Annotated in this window: 23 protein-coding genes; 10 read left to right on the top strand and 13 right to left on the bottom strand. The window is 48.3% G+C overall.

Annotation, left to right across the window (positions count from 1 at the left end):
- The first annotated feature begins 85 nt into the window (after positions 1–85).
- Both ABJ225_RS12470 and ABJ225_RS12465 read left to right on the top strand, forming a co-directional pair.
- Positions 86–1,069, top strand: a complete 984-nt coding sequence (locus tag ABJ225_RS12470; RefSeq protein WP_347320796.1) for a BRCT domain-containing protein — start codon at positions 86–88, stop codon at positions 1,067–1,069.
- Positions 1,070–1,152: 83 nt separating this feature from the next.
- A complete protein-coding gene (locus ABJ225_RS12465; protein WP_053072456.1) occupies positions 1,153–1,545 on the top strand; it encodes a DUF5412 family protein in 393 nt (130 codons plus the stop codon).
- Positions 1,546–1,576: 31 nt separating this feature from the next.
- Here the strand turns inward: ABJ225_RS12465 and ABJ225_RS12460 are convergent, their stop codons facing one another.
- A complete protein-coding gene (locus ABJ225_RS12460) occupies positions 1,577–2,437 on the bottom strand; it encodes an HAD-IIB family hydrolase (RefSeq protein WP_347320483.1) in 861 nt (286 codons plus the stop codon).
- A gap of 84 nt (positions 2,438–2,521) precedes the next feature.
- Here ABJ225_RS12460 and ABJ225_RS12455 point away from each other — a divergent pair, with 84 nt between their 5' ends.
- Both ABJ225_RS12455 and ABJ225_RS12450 read left to right on the top strand, forming a co-directional pair.
- Positions 2,522–3,508: a LacI family DNA-binding transcriptional regulator gene (locus ABJ225_RS12455; RefSeq protein WP_347320481.1), complete on the top strand. Its 987-nt coding sequence runs from the start codon at positions 2,522–2,524 to the stop codon at positions 3,506–3,508.
- A 243-nt stretch (positions 3,509–3,751) separates the two neighbouring features.
- On the top strand, positions 3,752–4,222 hold the full coding sequence (locus tag ABJ225_RS12450) for a YrvL family regulatory protein (protein WP_347320479.1): 471 nt from the start codon (positions 3,752–3,754) through the stop codon (positions 4,220–4,222).
- Positions 4,223–4,371: 149 nt separating this feature from the next.
- Here the strand turns inward: ABJ225_RS12450 and ABJ225_RS12445 are convergent, their stop codons facing one another.
- Positions 4,372–4,503, bottom strand: coding sequence for a lipoprotein (locus tag ABJ225_RS12445; RefSeq protein WP_347320477.1), 132 nt, complete (start codon positions 4,501–4,503; stop codon positions 4,372–4,374).
- A gap of 147 nt (positions 4,504–4,650) precedes the next feature.
- Between ABJ225_RS12445 and ABJ225_RS12440 the strand changes: the two genes are divergently transcribed.
- The 5 genes from ABJ225_RS12440 to ABJ225_RS12420 all read left to right on the top strand — a co-directional run bounded on the left by ABJ225_RS12440 (position 4,651) and on the right by ABJ225_RS12420 (position 7,173).
- Positions 4,651–4,962: a hypothetical protein gene (locus ABJ225_RS12440; RefSeq protein WP_347320475.1), complete on the top strand. Its 312-nt coding sequence runs from the start codon at positions 4,651–4,653 to the stop codon at positions 4,960–4,962.
- A gap of 124 nt (positions 4,963–5,086) precedes the next feature.
- A complete protein-coding gene (locus tag ABJ225_RS12435) occupies positions 5,087–5,341 on the top strand; it encodes a hypothetical protein (RefSeq protein WP_142126673.1) in 255 nt (84 codons plus the stop codon).
- Between the two features lie 70 nt (positions 5,342–5,411).
- Positions 5,412–5,900 carry a DinB family protein gene (locus ABJ225_RS12430; RefSeq protein WP_347320473.1) on the top strand — a complete coding sequence of 163 codons (489 nt, stop codon included), beginning with the start codon at positions 5,412–5,414 and terminating at the stop codon, positions 5,898–5,900.
- A gap of 40 nt (positions 5,901–5,940) precedes the next feature.
- Positions 5,941–6,204: a hypothetical protein gene (locus ABJ225_RS12425; RefSeq protein ID WP_347320471.1), complete on the top strand. Its 264-nt coding sequence runs from the start codon at positions 5,941–5,943 to the stop codon at positions 6,202–6,204.
- A 195-nt stretch (positions 6,205–6,399) separates the two neighbouring features.
- Entirely contained in the window at positions 6,400–7,173 is a 774-nt protein-coding gene (locus ABJ225_RS12420) for an HAD-IIB family hydrolase (protein ID WP_347320469.1), read from the top strand.
- Here ABJ225_RS12420 and ABJ225_RS12415 read toward each other — a convergent pair.
- Complete coding sequence (locus ABJ225_RS12415; protein ID WP_347320467.1) at positions 7,163–7,630, bottom strand: PH domain-containing protein; 468 nt, start codon at positions 7,628–7,630, stop codon at positions 7,163–7,165. The genes ABJ225_RS12420 and ABJ225_RS12415 overlap by 11 nt on opposite strands.
- 158 nt (positions 7,631–7,788) lie before the next feature.
- Between ABJ225_RS12415 and ABJ225_RS12410 the strand changes: the two genes are divergently transcribed.
- Positions 7,789–8,184, top strand: a complete 396-nt coding sequence (locus ABJ225_RS12410) for a VOC family protein (protein WP_148796933.1) — start codon at positions 7,789–7,791, stop codon at positions 8,182–8,184.
- Between the two features lie 48 nt (positions 8,185–8,232).
- On the opposite strand, the gene ABJ225_RS12405 is transcribed toward ABJ225_RS12410, so the two are convergent.
- The 10 genes from ABJ225_RS12405 to ABJ225_RS12360 all read right to left on the bottom strand — a co-directional run bounded on the left by ABJ225_RS12405 (position 8,233) and on the right by ABJ225_RS12360 (position 14,270).
- Positions 8,233–8,418: a hypothetical protein gene (locus ABJ225_RS12405; RefSeq protein ID WP_347320465.1), complete on the bottom strand. Its 186-nt coding sequence runs from the start codon at positions 8,416–8,418 to the stop codon at positions 8,233–8,235.
- Between the two features lie 29 nt (positions 8,419–8,447).
- Entirely contained in the window at positions 8,448–9,635 is a 1,188-nt protein-coding gene (locus ABJ225_RS12400; RefSeq protein ID WP_347320463.1) for an iron-containing alcohol dehydrogenase, read from the bottom strand.
- A 23-nt stretch (positions 9,636–9,658) separates the two neighbouring features.
- Positions 9,659–10,285: a VanZ family protein gene (locus tag ABJ225_RS12395; protein ID WP_347320461.1), complete on the bottom strand. Its 627-nt coding sequence runs from the start codon at positions 10,283–10,285 to the stop codon at positions 9,659–9,661.
- Positions 10,286–10,412: 127 nt separating this feature from the next.
- A complete protein-coding gene (locus tag ABJ225_RS12390; protein WP_218245291.1) occupies positions 10,413–11,090 on the bottom strand; it encodes a hypothetical protein in 678 nt (225 codons plus the stop codon).
- A complete protein-coding gene (locus tag ABJ225_RS12385) occupies positions 11,083–11,598 on the bottom strand; it encodes an RNA polymerase sigma factor (RefSeq protein ID WP_218245641.1) in 516 nt (171 codons plus the stop codon). Before ABJ225_RS12385 ends, ABJ225_RS12390 begins: the two co-directional genes overlap by 8 nt.
- 179 nt (positions 11,599–11,777) lie before the next feature.
- Entirely contained in the window at positions 11,778–11,927 is a 150-nt protein-coding gene (locus ABJ225_RS12380) for a hypothetical protein (protein ID WP_347320459.1), read from the bottom strand.
- Positions 11,928–12,062: 135 nt separating this feature from the next.
- On the bottom strand, positions 12,063–12,611 hold the full coding sequence (locus ABJ225_RS12375) for a YdhK family protein (protein ID WP_347320457.1): 549 nt from the start codon (positions 12,609–12,611) through the stop codon (positions 12,063–12,065).
- Positions 12,612–12,692: 81 nt separating this feature from the next.
- Positions 12,693–13,304: an FMN-binding negative transcriptional regulator gene (locus tag ABJ225_RS12370; protein WP_347320455.1), complete on the bottom strand. Its 612-nt coding sequence runs from the start codon at positions 13,302–13,304 to the stop codon at positions 12,693–12,695.
- A 99-nt stretch (positions 13,305–13,403) separates the two neighbouring features.
- Entirely contained in the window at positions 13,404–13,616 is a 213-nt protein-coding gene (locus ABJ225_RS12365; protein WP_148796943.1) for a hypothetical protein, read from the bottom strand.
- Between the two features lie 117 nt (positions 13,617–13,733).
- Positions 13,734–14,270: a GNAT family N-acetyltransferase gene (locus ABJ225_RS12360; protein WP_347320453.1), complete on the bottom strand. Its 537-nt coding sequence runs from the start codon at positions 14,268–14,270 to the stop codon at positions 13,734–13,736.
- Positions 14,271–14,318 lie beyond the last annotated feature (48 nt).

The raw sequence follows: 14,318 nt of genomic DNA, 5'->3' as shown, positions 1-14,318 counted from the left end.
CCTTTCATACAGTTGACAACATACAATCTCTGCTTCACTATGTGAATGATACATATTGAACTGAGGAGGCTTCCCCTTGAAAAACATGATACTGATCGACATCGAAATGGGAAGTGCCGCTCCTGATTCCGGGATCTTTCAAGTCGCCGCGCTTGTTGTGGAGGACGGGATCATCATTGATAAGCATTACTTTTTTGAAATAAAGGACGAGACCATGACGGCCTTCGGTTTTGGCGCTGGATATGTGAAAATCTCAGATCACATAAAGATGAAACAAACCTTCCGTGAGCTACTCGAAGACTACCCATACCCGGTTGTTTCGTTCAATGTAACCTTGGACCGAGCCACTCTTTTACATGACGGATGGCTGGATGAAGACAGGGAATACTTCAGTGCACTGGCCGCCATCAAGCACACCCATCCCCATCTGTTTTCCTATACCCTGAGTTATCTCTCACACTATTTCAAAGTGGGGTTGCCCGTTGACCACAAAGCCTATTTGAATTCGCTACTCCTGCTTGAAGTGATCAGCGGGGCCTCTCCGCTGGAGTGGAATCCGGTCCACTTAGCCAAGCCGGAACGCGATCGCAGGATTTTTCATGGAAAGTCCATCGTGTTCACCGGAGCCAGTGCCCAGCCCCGGGTGAGCATGAGCAAAGCCGCCAGAAGTTGCGGGGCCACCGTTAGCAATACCGTCACATCCAAGACAGACTTCCTCATCGTCGGAAAACGCCCGGGAAGCAAGCTGGATCGCGCCCGAAACCTTGGGGTCCCCATCATGTCGGATGAATGGTTTTTGGAGACCGTATCGACCGAACCTGCAAAAGAGGCATCTCCTTACATTAAGCTTGATGAAGTGGCAGGAAAGACCGTTTACCTCGCTCCCATGCCCGCGACGTACAAACGAAAGGTGAAGAATATCCTGAACACGATGGACGTTTCATGGGTGAGGGATTCGGAAGACTTGAAACCCGAGGTTGTCATCCATCGAGACGGATCAAGGTCCATGGAAGGATTGGAGATGACTCTATCCCTTTCGGAGTTGAACCGGATGCTTCTTGGTGAATAAAAGGTTCCGTCCTTTTGTTAAATAAATTCCTGATTTGAAGTATAATGGAAACCTCTCTATATCATCAAGGAGGCTTCCATTCTATGAAACGCTTCATCAAAAAACACCCCGTCGGCTTCACCATCACGATTTCCACCATCGTGTTCACAGCTGCAGTGAGCTGGGGCCTCATCGCCCTCATCCATTGGTCCTTATTTGACATAGACCGGCTGGAGCCAGGGGAACTCATTACAGAAGAAACGTCACCGGACGGACGCTATACCGTACAAACCTTCCGGAACAATGGCGGCGCGACCGTCGACTATGCTGTGCTTGGCGTACTGACATTCAACGAGAAAGATCGTGGAGTGAAGAATATCTATTGGCAGTACCATGAAGAAGAGGGCAAGGTCAGTTGGGTAGACGATGACACGGTACAAATTAATGATCAAGTCCTTCATGTACCGGATGAGGTGTATGACTACAGGCGGGAATGAGAGAGAAATTCCTTCCTCAGGAACCTCCACTTCACTTCTCCATCGCGCTGTCCCATTCCTTACGCGAAAACACTCTCCCACACACTTCCATGATCCCTTTCCCGTATTCACCTTCTGTTATGAAGTGATGCTTCCTTTTCGCTTCTTCCGTGGCATTTCCGAGAAGATACCCATGCTCCACGGCCTTCACCATTTCCAAGTCGTTGCCGCTGTCACCGAAAGCTAGGGTGCGACTACTGGGGACGTTGTAATGTTTCTTCATGAAGCTGACCGCGGCCTTCTTGCCGGTCCCTTTGGGAATGAAGTCGACGTCGTACGCATTTTCCGGGTCTCCTGCCTTCGGGTTGCAGCGGTTGATGTTGATCCCTACACCGTGATTGAACGCGAGCTGACGGATGATGCCGAGGTGATAATCGACACCTGTGTCCGAAGCGGTATAGTAATAGTAGTTCATCTTATATGTCCCCTGCCCGAATTGGGTTTGAGGGGTCAGTTTGATAGAGTAGATGTTCTTTAAGTCATCCAGGATCTCCTGTACGACTCCATGGGAGAAGCCTGACCGGGCAATCCTCTTCTCCCATTCCGGGATGGGACGGTAGCATTGGCTTGCATGCACTTCCCACATTTCCGTCCCGAGGTTGCTTGAGATGAAGTGGGGCAGATACCGCATCCTCGCTTTCTTCATCTTCTCCTCGACCTGGGTGAGACTGCTGCCTGTCACCCATCCGATCTTCACATATTGCTCAGACGCAAGCCATTGAAGATACTCCTCCAGTTCATGGACCATCATGAGCTGCTCCTCTGTACATGCATGAGGAAAATACGTTTCATCAAAATCAAAAAATGCGATGTACCTGGTCTCGCCTGTCGAATGGTAAACATCTTGCGGCATATGGACACCTCCTAGTAAGATAAATTCAACGTACTCTCTGGGAACGTTCCCATGTCAATACATAACTTGGAGGGAGATTGACCAATGCCGACCATTCTTGATATCGCCCGTATAAGCGGAGTGTCCAAATCGACCGTTTCACGGGTCCTGAATCACCATCCCCATGTCTCGGAAGACAGCCGGAGGAAGGTGGAAGAAGCCATCAAGGAACTTTCCTACGTCCGAAATCTCCGTGGCGTCCAGCTCCGTTTGCAACGTAATCACACGATCGGGATTGTCGTGCCTCTCCTGGATCATCCCTACTTCAGCCGCCTTGCGGGTATCCTTACAAAAACCTGCCGGGACGCCGGGTATAAGATGGTCATCCACCAGACCTTCTTTTCCCAGGATGCTGAATCCGAGATCTATGATGCTTTGATTCATAGAGAGGTCGATGCCTTGATCCTCACCCACTCCACCTTCTCTGAAAGGGAGATCAAGTCGAAGGTCCAGGATCAGATTGTCGTCGTGTGCAATGAACAGTTCTATGGGGCACACTTTGATACCGTCGGCGTGGATGAAGAGGAAGCGACGTTCATCGCCACCGATCACCTTCTTCATCAGGGGGCTTTCCCCCTCATCTTCTGCGGAGACGATATGGACTCCCCTCTCCAACAGAAGCGTTGGGAGGGTTTTAAGCTTGCCCACGCCCATCACGGACTTGAGTGCGCTGACACTTGTTGTCATAACAAGATTATCACCATTGAAGACGGGGTGGCGTTGGGAGAGGAACGTTTCCGCACCGCTTCACCACCAAAAGGGATCGTGGCAGGAAGTGATTTTGTAGCCGCAGGGCTACTCGCTGCTGCAAGTGCAGTAGGTCTGTCGGTGCCGGAGGACGTGAAGATCATCGGGTTTGATGATCATCCCATCTGCTTGACGACCTCCCCGACCCTTTCCTCCATCTCGTATGCTCTGGATGAAATCGCGCTAAATCTCATGGGTAGGCTGACACAGCGCCTTCAAGGAAAGAATCCCGAGCCCCTTTTGATCAAACAAAAACCAGTGTTTGTGAGACGAGGCTCCTCTTAATGGTTTTATTTTACATAAAATCCAGATTGGACTATACTTTGTAGTTAGTAAGGTAATAGGAGTGATCATGTGAAATCCGCCATCATCGATAACCGCTGAGAGGAACATGAATGGTTTCTTATTTTTGTGACCATCACATCGTTCTTGACCTTCCGCAAGATTCCTAGATTGGAAGCCTTTCATAAGAAACTAAGGGGAACATTCAAGCCATATTGAAGATCCATTACACCACGGAGGTACACCATGTCCGATCAAGACTCATTCAAAAATGAATCATTGCCCACCAAGATTTTCATCATCGTATCTGTCAGCCTGATCATTCTCGCGGCCATTGGATTCGTCGTCGCTCTGATTTTCTTCGGCTTCGTCGGTCTCTTCCGGATAATCGGCATCGAATACAGCTCTTACTGGTCCCTGCTTTGGTTCGCGGTATTCTACTTCATCTGCGGATTCATCGGAGATTTTATCGTGAAGCTGCTGTTCGGCCTCATGAAGGCATCGGGACGCTGGTCATGGAACGCATTAAAGGGAGGCTATTTCTTCTTCTCCTTCCTCATCAACTGGGGCATCATTTCCATCCTTGTTGCTCTCATGTCGTCCCTTGATATCCAGCCTATGACCCAGCTCGGGATTTCCCTATTCCTCGCCCTGTTGGATCTCGTGTTCGACCCACCGAAGGAAAAGAAGGAAGACATAGAAGAAGGAGGCGAATGATCGCCTCCCTGCAAGCTAACAGATACTAACCTCGCTCTTTTTCACCTTACCGGTCGCATCGTGGATATAGTCCGTCCCCGCCTCACAGTTCTCCGTGTTCTCCCACTCCACAATGTATTCCCTCCAGTTGTGCTGAACGGAAATAATCTCTACTTCACCAATGAATTTTCATGTTCCTTCATAACAATGGATCGGACTTCCTTCTCGGATATGTTCGGTTGAATGGAATTGCATCCGCCAAGCACCAGTATCAGCGATAAAGCCCCCACTATTTTCTTCATCCCCATCAGCCTCCTGTTCCTATAGACGATGCAACGCTACAGGAAGTTTCAAGCAGTGGATGCTCACTTTTAAAATTGTATATTTTTCCATAAAGTTGAAACTTCCTTCAGTGATCATACGTTTATATATATAAGGGGGAATGACCATTGAAAAAGACAGTTGTTTGGGCAATCTGCACAGCCATCGTCATGGGCCTTGTCGTTTGGACATCATGCAGGCTCATACCGTTTTCCTACACTGAATACAGCTTCTTCATCGGACTTGGCGTCTCAATCGTTCTGTTCTTTTTCAGCAGCAGTGGCGGCGTTTTCTCAAGAGCTGCGACCATGGATGCGAGTGAAGCTGTTTGGAAGGTGCAGAAGGTGGAAAAATCGAAGGTTACCGTCGGAGGTCTGTTTTACGGGACAGTGCTTTATACAGTGATTAGTCTGATCTTCATGATTGCTCTTTATTTCTAATTCAAAAGATACATCTGAACTTGACGAATCCAACATTTCAAATTCCTGTTAGCATTAACAAACTATCAGAAGAACAATGAGTAGCCTGCGTCATTTAGTTAGATTCCAAAAAATGAGGTGTCCAATGTTTTTTATTCTCTGGGGAGTTATTCTTGTCCTTACCTTAACTGCACTTAGTATCATTCCTTTTAAACGCGCATTCTGGCTCGTGCCGCCCATCGGCTACGCTCTGATCATCACGGTTTTTCTACTGAGTCCTGGCACTGACCCAGCCTATCATGTCTGGCAGTTCAAACTTCAACTGGCGCAACTGATCGGAGTCCCCTTTATCACAACGACTGCAGGAATCCTTCTTTACAAACAGTTCCGCTCTACTTAATCCCGTGGAAGAAGGGATTTTCCTCTGACCAAGAGAATACATGAAGTGCAATAAAGAAGGGGGCACACATATGAATCTCACTGAATACCGTTCGGTTCAACACACTCGAAAGACGCTTTTGGACTTCTGCCGGGACTTGCCTCAAGATGATTTCACAAATGAGAATGCCTTTGGCTGGGGAAGCATCCGACATACACTTGTCCATACTGCCGACTGCTACCATGCCTGGCTCGGCTCATTCCTGCTGCTGAAGACAAAGGAACCACTCACGCCGAAGAATGAGATAAAGGATGTCACCTTGGATGAGATCGTCAACCGGTTCGGCCAGGCCGACGACTATGTTAAGGAGGTCCTCGACCATTTCGCCGGACAGATGGATAAGACCATTTCCAGGAAGATTCCATGGCGAGACGGAGTGGATCCCATCTCCATGACCCCCGAGAAATTGCTGTTCCACGTGGTCACCCATGAGTACCACCACAAAGGACAGGTGATGGCCATGGTACGACAGCTTGGCTACGAACCTCCGAATACGGATGTGTTGGGGACGCCCGATTGACGGGCGCGTAACGTATTCGACACAGAAAGGAGACTGTCCGATGATTTTTCTCATTGTAGGATTCATTGCCTTGATCGTTCTCATAGTTCTATTCATACTTCCAAAGGGACGCTATCTACTAATCATTCCGCCTGCCGTCTATGTGGCGATCGTTCTCACCGGAGTCCTGGAAAAAAGCAATGACCTCATGTATGATGTGTGGGAATTCAAATTTGCCATCTCTCAGTTCATTGCCATCCCTCTGTTTATCTTCACGGGCTTGGTTGTTCTGGTGAGGTTGTATTGGCGAAAGAAAGCAGTCTGAAGTGGGGAATCCTTCAGACTGCTTTACTTTTTTGGAGCAACCATATTTTCAAACCTTACTGTACTCCCAGGTTGTATACAATCTCATAATAATCCTGACTTTCCGCTCTACGAACGATCTATTAAAAAATACTATATAAATGGAAAGTTATTACTGATACGATAAACTATATCAAATATTCCTAGGAGACCACCCATGCATTTCATTTTTGATTTAGACGGAACAATCTGCTTCAAAGGTAAACCCATCTCACCAGCCATCACCCATGCACTCCAGCAACTTGATAAAGCAGGACACCGAATTGCGTTCGCATCGGCCAGACCCATCCGGGACATGCTTCCCGTCCTGCCAAAGCCGTTTCATACTGGGACGCTGATCGGCGGGGACGGAGCACTGATTTCCGAAAACGGGAACATCACGTTCTCTCGGGCTTTTTCACCGGCCATTGTCGAGACCCTGATGAGCACCCTTCATGAACATCAAGCCACCTACCTGATTGACGGGGAGTGGGATTATTCGTATACGGGCAGAGCCGATCACCCGATCCTGACCAACCTTGATCCACATCGCCTTGCTACGAATGTACCCATCAGTGAGCATTCCTCCATCGTGAAGCTGCTCATCCTCAGCGCAACTGAAAAAGAAAACCTTCTGGAAAAGCTCGGAGAAATGGATATCGTCCTTCACCTCCATGCACAGGAGGACGTGATTGACTGCAGCCCGAAAGGCATCCACAAGCAAGCAGCACTCGCTTACCTGAATATCACCGATTACATCGCCTTCGGTAACGACGCCAATGATATCACCATGTTTCAAGGGGCCAGGCACGCCGTCATGATCGGGGACCACCAGGGGGTACGCCCGCATTGTACTGAAAGCATTCCATTCACTACCGAAGTAGAAGGAATGATCATTGAAAAATTGATGGAATTGAGCGATGCCTTCGCATCAGAATGCGTCACATTCTAATCGTATACAGCAGGGAGTCACAACGGGTGGATATTTTGGAAAACACACTATTCAATGAAGCTCTTATTACCAGATTAGGATTTGATTCCCTCAAAACCTGCAGGAACTCCTCCTGATTCCTGGGGGAAACCGCCAGAAACTTTGAGGCAGAGTAGGTAATCCCTACCCGGTCCACTGATAGCGCCGGCCCCACAAACGGACTCTTTATAAAAGCCACTCTCTCAATCTCTTGAATGGGAACCCGTAAGGTGATAGGACCATAATATATCACCACTTCCTCCGCCTCTACACGATAACCCGTCCGGAACCAGATAAGAAGGTTCACGACACCAAGCACAAGTGGGATTACAAAGATCCAGACCCACTCATCGGATAAAACCGGCAATCCGAAACAGAGAAACAGGATAATAAGATGAAGGAATCCCATCCACCCGTCTTTTTTTGAAGGGAAATACATGTAACCACTCCTTCGTCTATTAATAGCATTGGACTTCTACATAAGAGGTGAACGGGACCACTCTTCCCTCACCTTTTCTTTCATACAAGCTTTTCCAGAGTTCCATCTATGTGCTAATATAACGTTAGATTCATGACTCACCCACTAGGAGGATTTCCATGAAAAAAGCCACCCCGTTCCTTATGTTCCAAAACGCCGACGCCGAAGAAGCCATGACGTTCTACACGTCCCTCATTGAAGATTCAGAGATCACAAGTATCAACCGCTACGGAGCTGATGGGCCCGGTGAGGAAGGGACCGTCATGACGGCCACTTTCACCATCAAGGGTCAGGAGTTCATGTGCATCGACAGCCATATCAAGCATGGCTTCACCTTCACCCCTGCCTTTTCAATCTTCTTGGAGTGCAGCAGTGAAGAAGAGATCGATCACGTTTACGAGAAGCTTCTCGACGGCGGAAGTGCCCTTATGCCACTTGGAGGCTATGGATTCAGCCAGAAGTTTGGCTGGGTCAATGATAGATTCGGGGTATCATGGCAGATGACGCTGATATAAAAATGAGCCGGCATCCCGATGCCGGCTTTAATGCTTGGATACATTCGGTCATCTCTTCTTGAACCGCCTGTTGATCCACCTAAACAGAAAGCCGAAACCTTTGAAGAAAAGCCAGAATGGAACATACAACAAGAAGATGAACAATCCGTTCTTCTCCAGCATGAACAATAAGTGATCAACCTTCGATTTCTTCTGATTGTAGTAAGCATCCAGTTCTTTGTACTCTCTCCGCAAATCGTTTATGATATCCCGCCTCTTTCACATTATTGTTCTTTCCCTTCCACGACTTCTCCATCATAAGCCGCTTGATAAATCTTGTGGATATCCGCTGCATCCAGCTCCATCGGACTTCTTGCTAACAGTCTCTTCTGTTTCACACCGTCCTTTGTCAGCTCTTCAAGGGCTGATTCGGGAATATCAAACTGGGATAAGCTTTGTGGGATACCGACATCCCTAACAATTTCAACCAACTCTTTCACACACTGTTTAGATGCTTCCTCAACTGAAAGGTCGGTAGATTTTCCATTCAATGCTTCCAGGATATCTGCCATCCTCCCTTCACTGCTCTTCCGGATATACCCCATCACATAAGGAAGAAGGACGGCATTGGATTCTCCGTGGGAAATGTGGAACTGACCACCAAGGGGATAGGCGAGGGCATGGACACCTGCTACGCCTGCATTGAAGAAGGCAAGACCCGCAATATAGCTTCCGTAGCTCATATCAATGCGTGCCTGCCGATCGGAACCATCCTTCACAGCCGTACGAATGGATCCGGCAATCAACTTGATTGCGTGCAGGGCCAGGGCGTCCGTTGTCGGGTTTGCATTGATCGAGACATATGCCTCGACAGCATGAGTCAGGGCGTCGATCCCTGTGGCCGCCGTCACCTTTGGTGGCACCGTCAGCGTGAGTTTGGGATCAATGATGGCAACGTCCGCCAATAGGTTGTCATGGGTCACGACATCCTTCGTGGAATCTAAAGAGAGGACGGCAATATTGGTCACTTCCGAACCGGTTCCCGCTGTGGTCGGAATGAGGATCTTCGGAAGTCCCTTCACTTGGATTTCCTTCGTGCCTGATAGATTCAGATAATCCTCTACACGCCCTTCCTGCTGAGACAGGACAGCGGTCATCTTGGCCAGGTCGAGAGCACTGCCGCCTCCCATGCCAATCACCAGGTCGAAACCTCCTTCCCTCGTGAATGCCACCAGTTGTTCCCCTACAGAGAGCGGGGGCTCAGGTACCACTTCTGTATACAAGGTGATGTCGAATCCCTCTTCCTCAAGGGGTACCGTGACATTCCGGGTCAACCCGATTTCGACCAGTTGCGGATCCGTGACAATGAGGATCCTCTTTGCCTCCGCCCTCCTCACTTCAGGAAGTACGTTCTCCAACGATCCCCACCCTGTATAGCTAAGGGGCGCAAATACTAGTTTTGAACTACTCATCTTTCTCTCCTCCTTGTTGGTCATTATCCCCTTCCCATTGACCTGTACCGAACCACTTCCACTGGATACCTCCCAATCCCCACTTTCAGGATAGGGAAGGCTATCCCATATCCAATCAAGAAGCCGACCGTGTACAAAAGCAGATCGGACAGATCAAACTGTCCGACATTAAGTATGTGTTGCATCCACTCCAACGTCCAGGCAACCCCTTGGAACAATAAAAACCGCCCCTTAAAGCCCTTGAACACATTGGAAACTGCGAGAAGAAAATACATAGGAACAAAGATGTTCAGGTTGATCACCATGACCCATTGTGAGGCCGGGTCCCCTTGTATGTCAGACAAGAAAGCAATGGGATTCCATGACACATCACCCGTCCCGACGCTATACTGCCCATCCGGCCTCAACAGACCGAAGATCAGGACCGTAAAGTAGGCCAGCAACAGAGCGTACCGATCCCATTTCGTAGCCATGCCCAAGACCAATTTCAGAAGAACATAGATTGTCAGCACGACAATCGCCATGGAGAGAATCGTCTTCTCAATATTCTCCATATTGGGAAAGAACCGGGGCAGCATATTCAAGAAATACTCCATGTAGATCCAGATTCCTGCTACTAAACTAAAAACCAACACCACTAAACTTTTCAACTTCCCATGCATACAACCACCCTATTCTTCTTTACTATTTCATTTATCATACCATTTTTGTATAAAAATGGTAAAAGCGAGATCCTTCATAGGGATGTTCTTTTTTGTCGCTAGGGTAAAAGGAAGATCATCTTACCTTTTCCATTAACTCCCCTACCCCCTTGTCCCTGAATCTGATACTCTCTACCAACCCTTGATCGTTTACAGTGATATCGCCTGATAGATCTACCGTTCCTCTTTCATCACCGTCTCTACTATAGACGACCTTAACTGTAAACGTAAATGAACCCTGCACTGTTTCATTTTCCTTCACGACAATTTTCTCATCTTTCAATTTATATCCGCTTGAGTAGGCGTAATAAGGGAAAGTGATTTTCCCTTCATTCACATATTGCTCTATGGTATCAGGGGACATATAGGGTCGAAAGAGATCCTTGTAATACGAGAGGAACAGGTCAAAATACTCCTCGCTGTTTCCTTCTTCAATATACCTATCCTCTTGCTCCATCAGGCTTGCCAGCTCATCATCCGGTCCTGTGAAGATTCTCTCCAGCACCTCTTTGACCTCTCCTTCCCGGGAAGCGGTTTGATCTGTCATCACGGTGTTGAGCAGAAGGTTTCCCCCGGCGAGGATAAACAGTGCTGCTAGGAGTGCAGTCAGCAATGTTGGGACCAAGCGTTGCTTCTTCCTGCCCTTTTCCTCCATACTTTCCACCAATCTTGCGTAAACGTCCTCCTTCTCTCCCTGCTTCATGGAGACAGGTTCATAGGATGGAAAGCGAATGTTTTCATTCCCTTCACTCACGATGGTACCCCTCCTTTTCCAACTGAGCTTTCATTGCCTGCAACGCCCTTGAGAGCGTCGTCTTCACCTTGCTCTCCTTCCACCCGAGCACATCTGCTGTCTCACGGATTGACAGGCCCTTGATCTTCCTCAGTAAGAGAACCTCCCGATACGAGCGCTTCAACCGGCTCATTGCATCGTATACCATGCGTTCTTCCTCCCCAGCTTCCACAATGTCCTCCGGAGTGGCACCACCCACCCCTGTGAACATCTCCGTCACATAGTGAAGGGGCTTCTTCTTCCGTATGAAATCAATCGTGGCATTCCGGGCGATTCGATACAGCCAATTCTTATCGCTCATTTCCCCCTGAAACGCCTCCAATCGATGAAATGCTTTCAGAAACGTATCATGCGTCAGATCCTTTGCCTGCTCGCGGTCCCCGATCATCAGTACGATATACCGGAAAATTACGTCGCTATATTCCACGTACCATTCACGTATTTTCTGCTTCCTGTACCCCTCATCCAACAAGGTCACCTCGTTTCTTTCTTAGACCATTTACGGTAAAGACGGGCGAGGATGGAAAAAGTTTCATTTTTGGTCAAAATAAAAAAGTCATCCCCTTTGGAACGACTCTTCCTCTTTAGTAATTCAAATGGATCGATACTCACTATGGTAAGGTAGGTGTGCTTCCTGTTGATTATGAATTATTCCACCAACTGAAAAATCATCATTCCCAAAAAAATCACGGCGAGGATCACAACTTGGACATCACTGCCCACTATCCATTTCCTTCTTTTCGTGTGTCTATCTTCATGTTGGATTTTTCCGGCCTCTTTTTTTGGATGCTTCTCCATCGAATCCCTCCAATGATCGTAGACATCAGGGTAGTTCACCCTTTTCTATACCCTTCCATACCAGAATGAAAAACCCTTTTTGTATGTCATGTAATTTTCAAAAAAACCGGCACATCCATGCCGGCTCACACATCCTTATTCAGACTCCAATTCACTTTCCACGACCCACTTATGATTCTTCACCATATCCCCGCCGTCTGTCGGCTGGTAGTCGACCGTGTACACCGTCGTTTTTTCTGCAGACACGATGGTGGCTTTGGCATTTTTCATGCCTTTCATATGATCGGCTTCCAGGGTGACCTCGGTGCCGGGTTTGAGTTCTTCATCCCCTGCGTCTTTGATTTCTTCTTGAATCACCCACTTGTGATCCTTCACTTCTTCTCCTCCATCGGCCGGCTTATAGTCGATGACGTAGGCAGTGGTATCATAGGCACCGGTGACCATGCCTTCTGCCCCGTCCATGCCCTTCATGTGATCCGCCTTGATGGTGACTTTGCTTCCAGTCTCGAATTCAGGGTTTGCCGCTTCTTCAAGTCCTTCAGGCATCTCGGCCGAACCTGAATGATTCATATCCGCATGCTCGTCATGGGATTCCTTTTTGTCCGACTGACTGTCCGGGCTATTGCCGCATCCCGCGAGTGCCAATAGAGCCGCGGCTCCGATTACCAGTATGTATTTCTTCATGATCATCCCTCTTTCTAAAAGGTTTTCACCTACAGTGTTACCCTTTAGAGGAAAAAATCATCATGATTTCTGGAAAATGATTCAATGGTCCAACCCTTTTTCCATTCGTTGTGCTACCAAAGCATCCCCTTCCCGACCGGTCCGCCGTAACTCACTGGCGACGGATCGACGTCTTTCCTCAGGATGATGCTGGCTGAATTTCGCTTTTCCTTCCATCCTGGAAATCGGGATCCTGAAGGCTACGATCCCTCTCTGCAGTCCATTGAGCTTGTCTGAGGCAACCTGATCCAGGGAATACGCGCTTTCTGTCCCTTCATACTGATTGACCAGTCGCTGCAGTGAGTCCAGTATTTCCTCGCTGTCTTCCATGATCTCCAGCTTGCCGTATACGTGGGCGGCCTCGTAGTTCCACGTCGGCACCTCCTGATCGGATTCATACCAGGTCGGCGAGACGTAAGCATGTGCCCCCTGGAAGACGGCCAATACTTCCTGTCCTTGCCCATCCTTCCACTGACCATTCGGTCGCGCCATATGTCCGTAGAGTACACGGTCGCGCCGGTCCACCATCAGCGGGAGATGAGTCGCCCACGGGGAGCCTTGATGCTGGGAGAAGAGGATGGCGAAGCCGTTTTCCTTTATTAACTGAAAGATTTTTGCTTCGTCATTCAACTGAAAGTGCTTGGGGATATACATCTTCTTTCTCCTCTCATGCTCTCACGGATGCCCGTTTGTTTCTTTTACTGTACTGGTCCTGGCTTGTCTTTTCAATCAAAATCAGATGTAATACCGACGTTACGCACCAACAGCCCCCTGTGCCATTCGCTCATATGCCCGCATGAAACTCTTATGTGAACGATCACCAAGCGTCCCTTCATCGTTCTGGAACAAGCGTTGGAAGGTGAACGCCTTCGCTTCCTCCAACGTGGTGCCTCTGCTGTTCATGATTAGCGATATATACGCAATGAAATAGTCTTCACTAAGGTCACCGCCGTGGTTGATAGTCATGGTTATCCCCTCCTTTTATTTGATAAAGTCAACTATACGTATATGATATAATCAATAATTGATTTAGTCAAATAATTAATTCCACGAAAAAAAAGGGACGGTCCCTGCCCCTTTCACTTACAGCCTCAATACCATCCAATCCTCGTCATAATAGCACCCATCAAACTTCAATCCGTGTTTCTCGACGCCGAACACGGTAAATCCAAGGCTTGTATACAGGCGCTTCGCAGGTTCATTATCGGAAACGACGGTGAGGTTGATCTGTTCGAGCCCGTCGAACCCTTTTATATGCTGCAATAGTTCTTCTAAAAGCGATCTTCCCACAGCCTTCCCGCGCATGTCCGGTGAGACGAACATGCCGAAGATGTTTCCCTTGTGGGCCATTTTTGGACTTGTTTCCCTGACGAAGGTGGCCATGCCGACAAGATCACCATCCACCCAGGCGCCCATGGTGAATTTGCCTTCCGATGGTGTCAATCGCTCTTGTATAAAAGAGAGGGGAAAGGCAGCCTCCCGTTCATAGGTTGAGCCGAATGCTTCGGGATTGGTTTGAAGTGCCTGCAGGCGCAGCTCCTGGTACGCCTTTGCATCGTGTTCATTCAATATGGAGATGGTCATCTGCTGTTCCTTCTTTCTTCTAGGATCATCTATCACCTATTCGCTGAACTCCCGCCATTTCCTCCTATATACGAAAAAAAGCTC

It is taken from the genome of Rossellomorea sp. RS05 (assembly GCF_039822645.1).
In the GTDB taxonomy this organism is placed as follows: Bacteria; Bacillota; Bacilli; order Bacillales; family Bacillaceae_B; genus Rossellomorea; species Rossellomorea marisflavi_B.
Note: the sequence above shows the minus strand (reverse complement) of the source record. Positions and strands in the feature narration are given on the sequence as shown.

Excerpts from the sequence above, each read along its gene's own strand:
- ABJ225_RS12365 (WP_148796943.1), bottom strand. The coding sequence starts at position 13,616 with ATGACTATCAACCACGGCGGTGACCTTAGTGAAGACTATTTCATTGCG.
- ABJ225_RS12435 (WP_142126673.1), top strand. The coding sequence starts at position 5,087 with ATGTTTTTTATTCTCTGGGGAGTTATTCTTGTCCTTACCTTAACTGCA.
- ABJ225_RS12380 (WP_347320459.1), bottom strand. The coding sequence starts at position 11,927 with ATGGAGAAGCATCCAAAAAAAGAGGCCGGAAAAATCCAACATGAAGAT.
- ABJ225_RS12455 (WP_347320481.1), top strand. The coding sequence starts at position 2,522 with ATGCCGACCATTCTTGATATCGCCCGTATAAGCGGAGTGTCCAAATCG.
- ABJ225_RS12445 (WP_347320477.1), bottom strand. The coding sequence starts at position 4,503 with ATGAAGAAAATAGTGGGGGCTTTATCGCTGATACTGGTGCTTGGCGGA.
- ABJ225_RS12425 (WP_347320471.1), top strand. The coding sequence starts at position 5,941 with ATGATTTTTCTCATTGTAGGATTCATTGCCTTGATCGTTCTCATAGTT.
- ABJ225_RS12470 (WP_347320796.1), top strand. The coding sequence starts at position 86 with ATGATACTGATCGACATCGAAATGGGAAGTGCCGCTCCTGATTCCGGG.
- ABJ225_RS12375 (WP_347320457.1), bottom strand. The coding sequence starts at position 12,611 with ATGAAGAAATACATACTGGTAATCGGAGCCGCGGCTCTATTGGCACTC.
- ABJ225_RS12460 (WP_347320483.1), bottom strand. The coding sequence starts at position 2,437 with ATGCCGCAAGATGTTTACCATTCGACAGGCGAGACCAGGTACATCGCA.
- ABJ225_RS12420 (WP_347320469.1), top strand. The coding sequence starts at position 6,400 with ATGCATTTCATTTTTGATTTAGACGGAACAATCTGCTTCAAAGGTAAA.
- ABJ225_RS12410 (WP_148796933.1), top strand. The coding sequence starts at position 7,789 with ATGAAAAAAGCCACCCCGTTCCTTATGTTCCAAAACGCCGACGCCGAA.
- ABJ225_RS12400 (WP_347320463.1), bottom strand. The coding sequence starts at position 9,635 with ATGAGTAGTTCAAAACTAGTATTTGCGCCCCTTAGCTATACAGGGTGG.
- ABJ225_RS12465 (WP_053072456.1), top strand. The coding sequence starts at position 1,153 with ATGAAACGCTTCATCAAAAAACACCCCGTCGGCTTCACCATCACGATT.
- ABJ225_RS12415 (WP_347320467.1), bottom strand. The coding sequence starts at position 7,630 with ATGTATTTCCCTTCAAAAAAAGACGGGTGGATGGGATTCCTTCATCTT.
- ABJ225_RS12370 (WP_347320455.1), bottom strand. The coding sequence starts at position 13,304 with ATGTATATCCCCAAGCACTTTCAGTTGAATGACGAAGCAAAAATCTTT.
- ABJ225_RS12430 (WP_347320473.1), top strand. The coding sequence starts at position 5,412 with ATGAATCTCACTGAATACCGTTCGGTTCAACACACTCGAAAGACGCTT.
- ABJ225_RS12450 (WP_347320479.1), top strand. The coding sequence starts at position 3,752 with ATGTCCGATCAAGACTCATTCAAAAATGAATCATTGCCCACCAAGATT.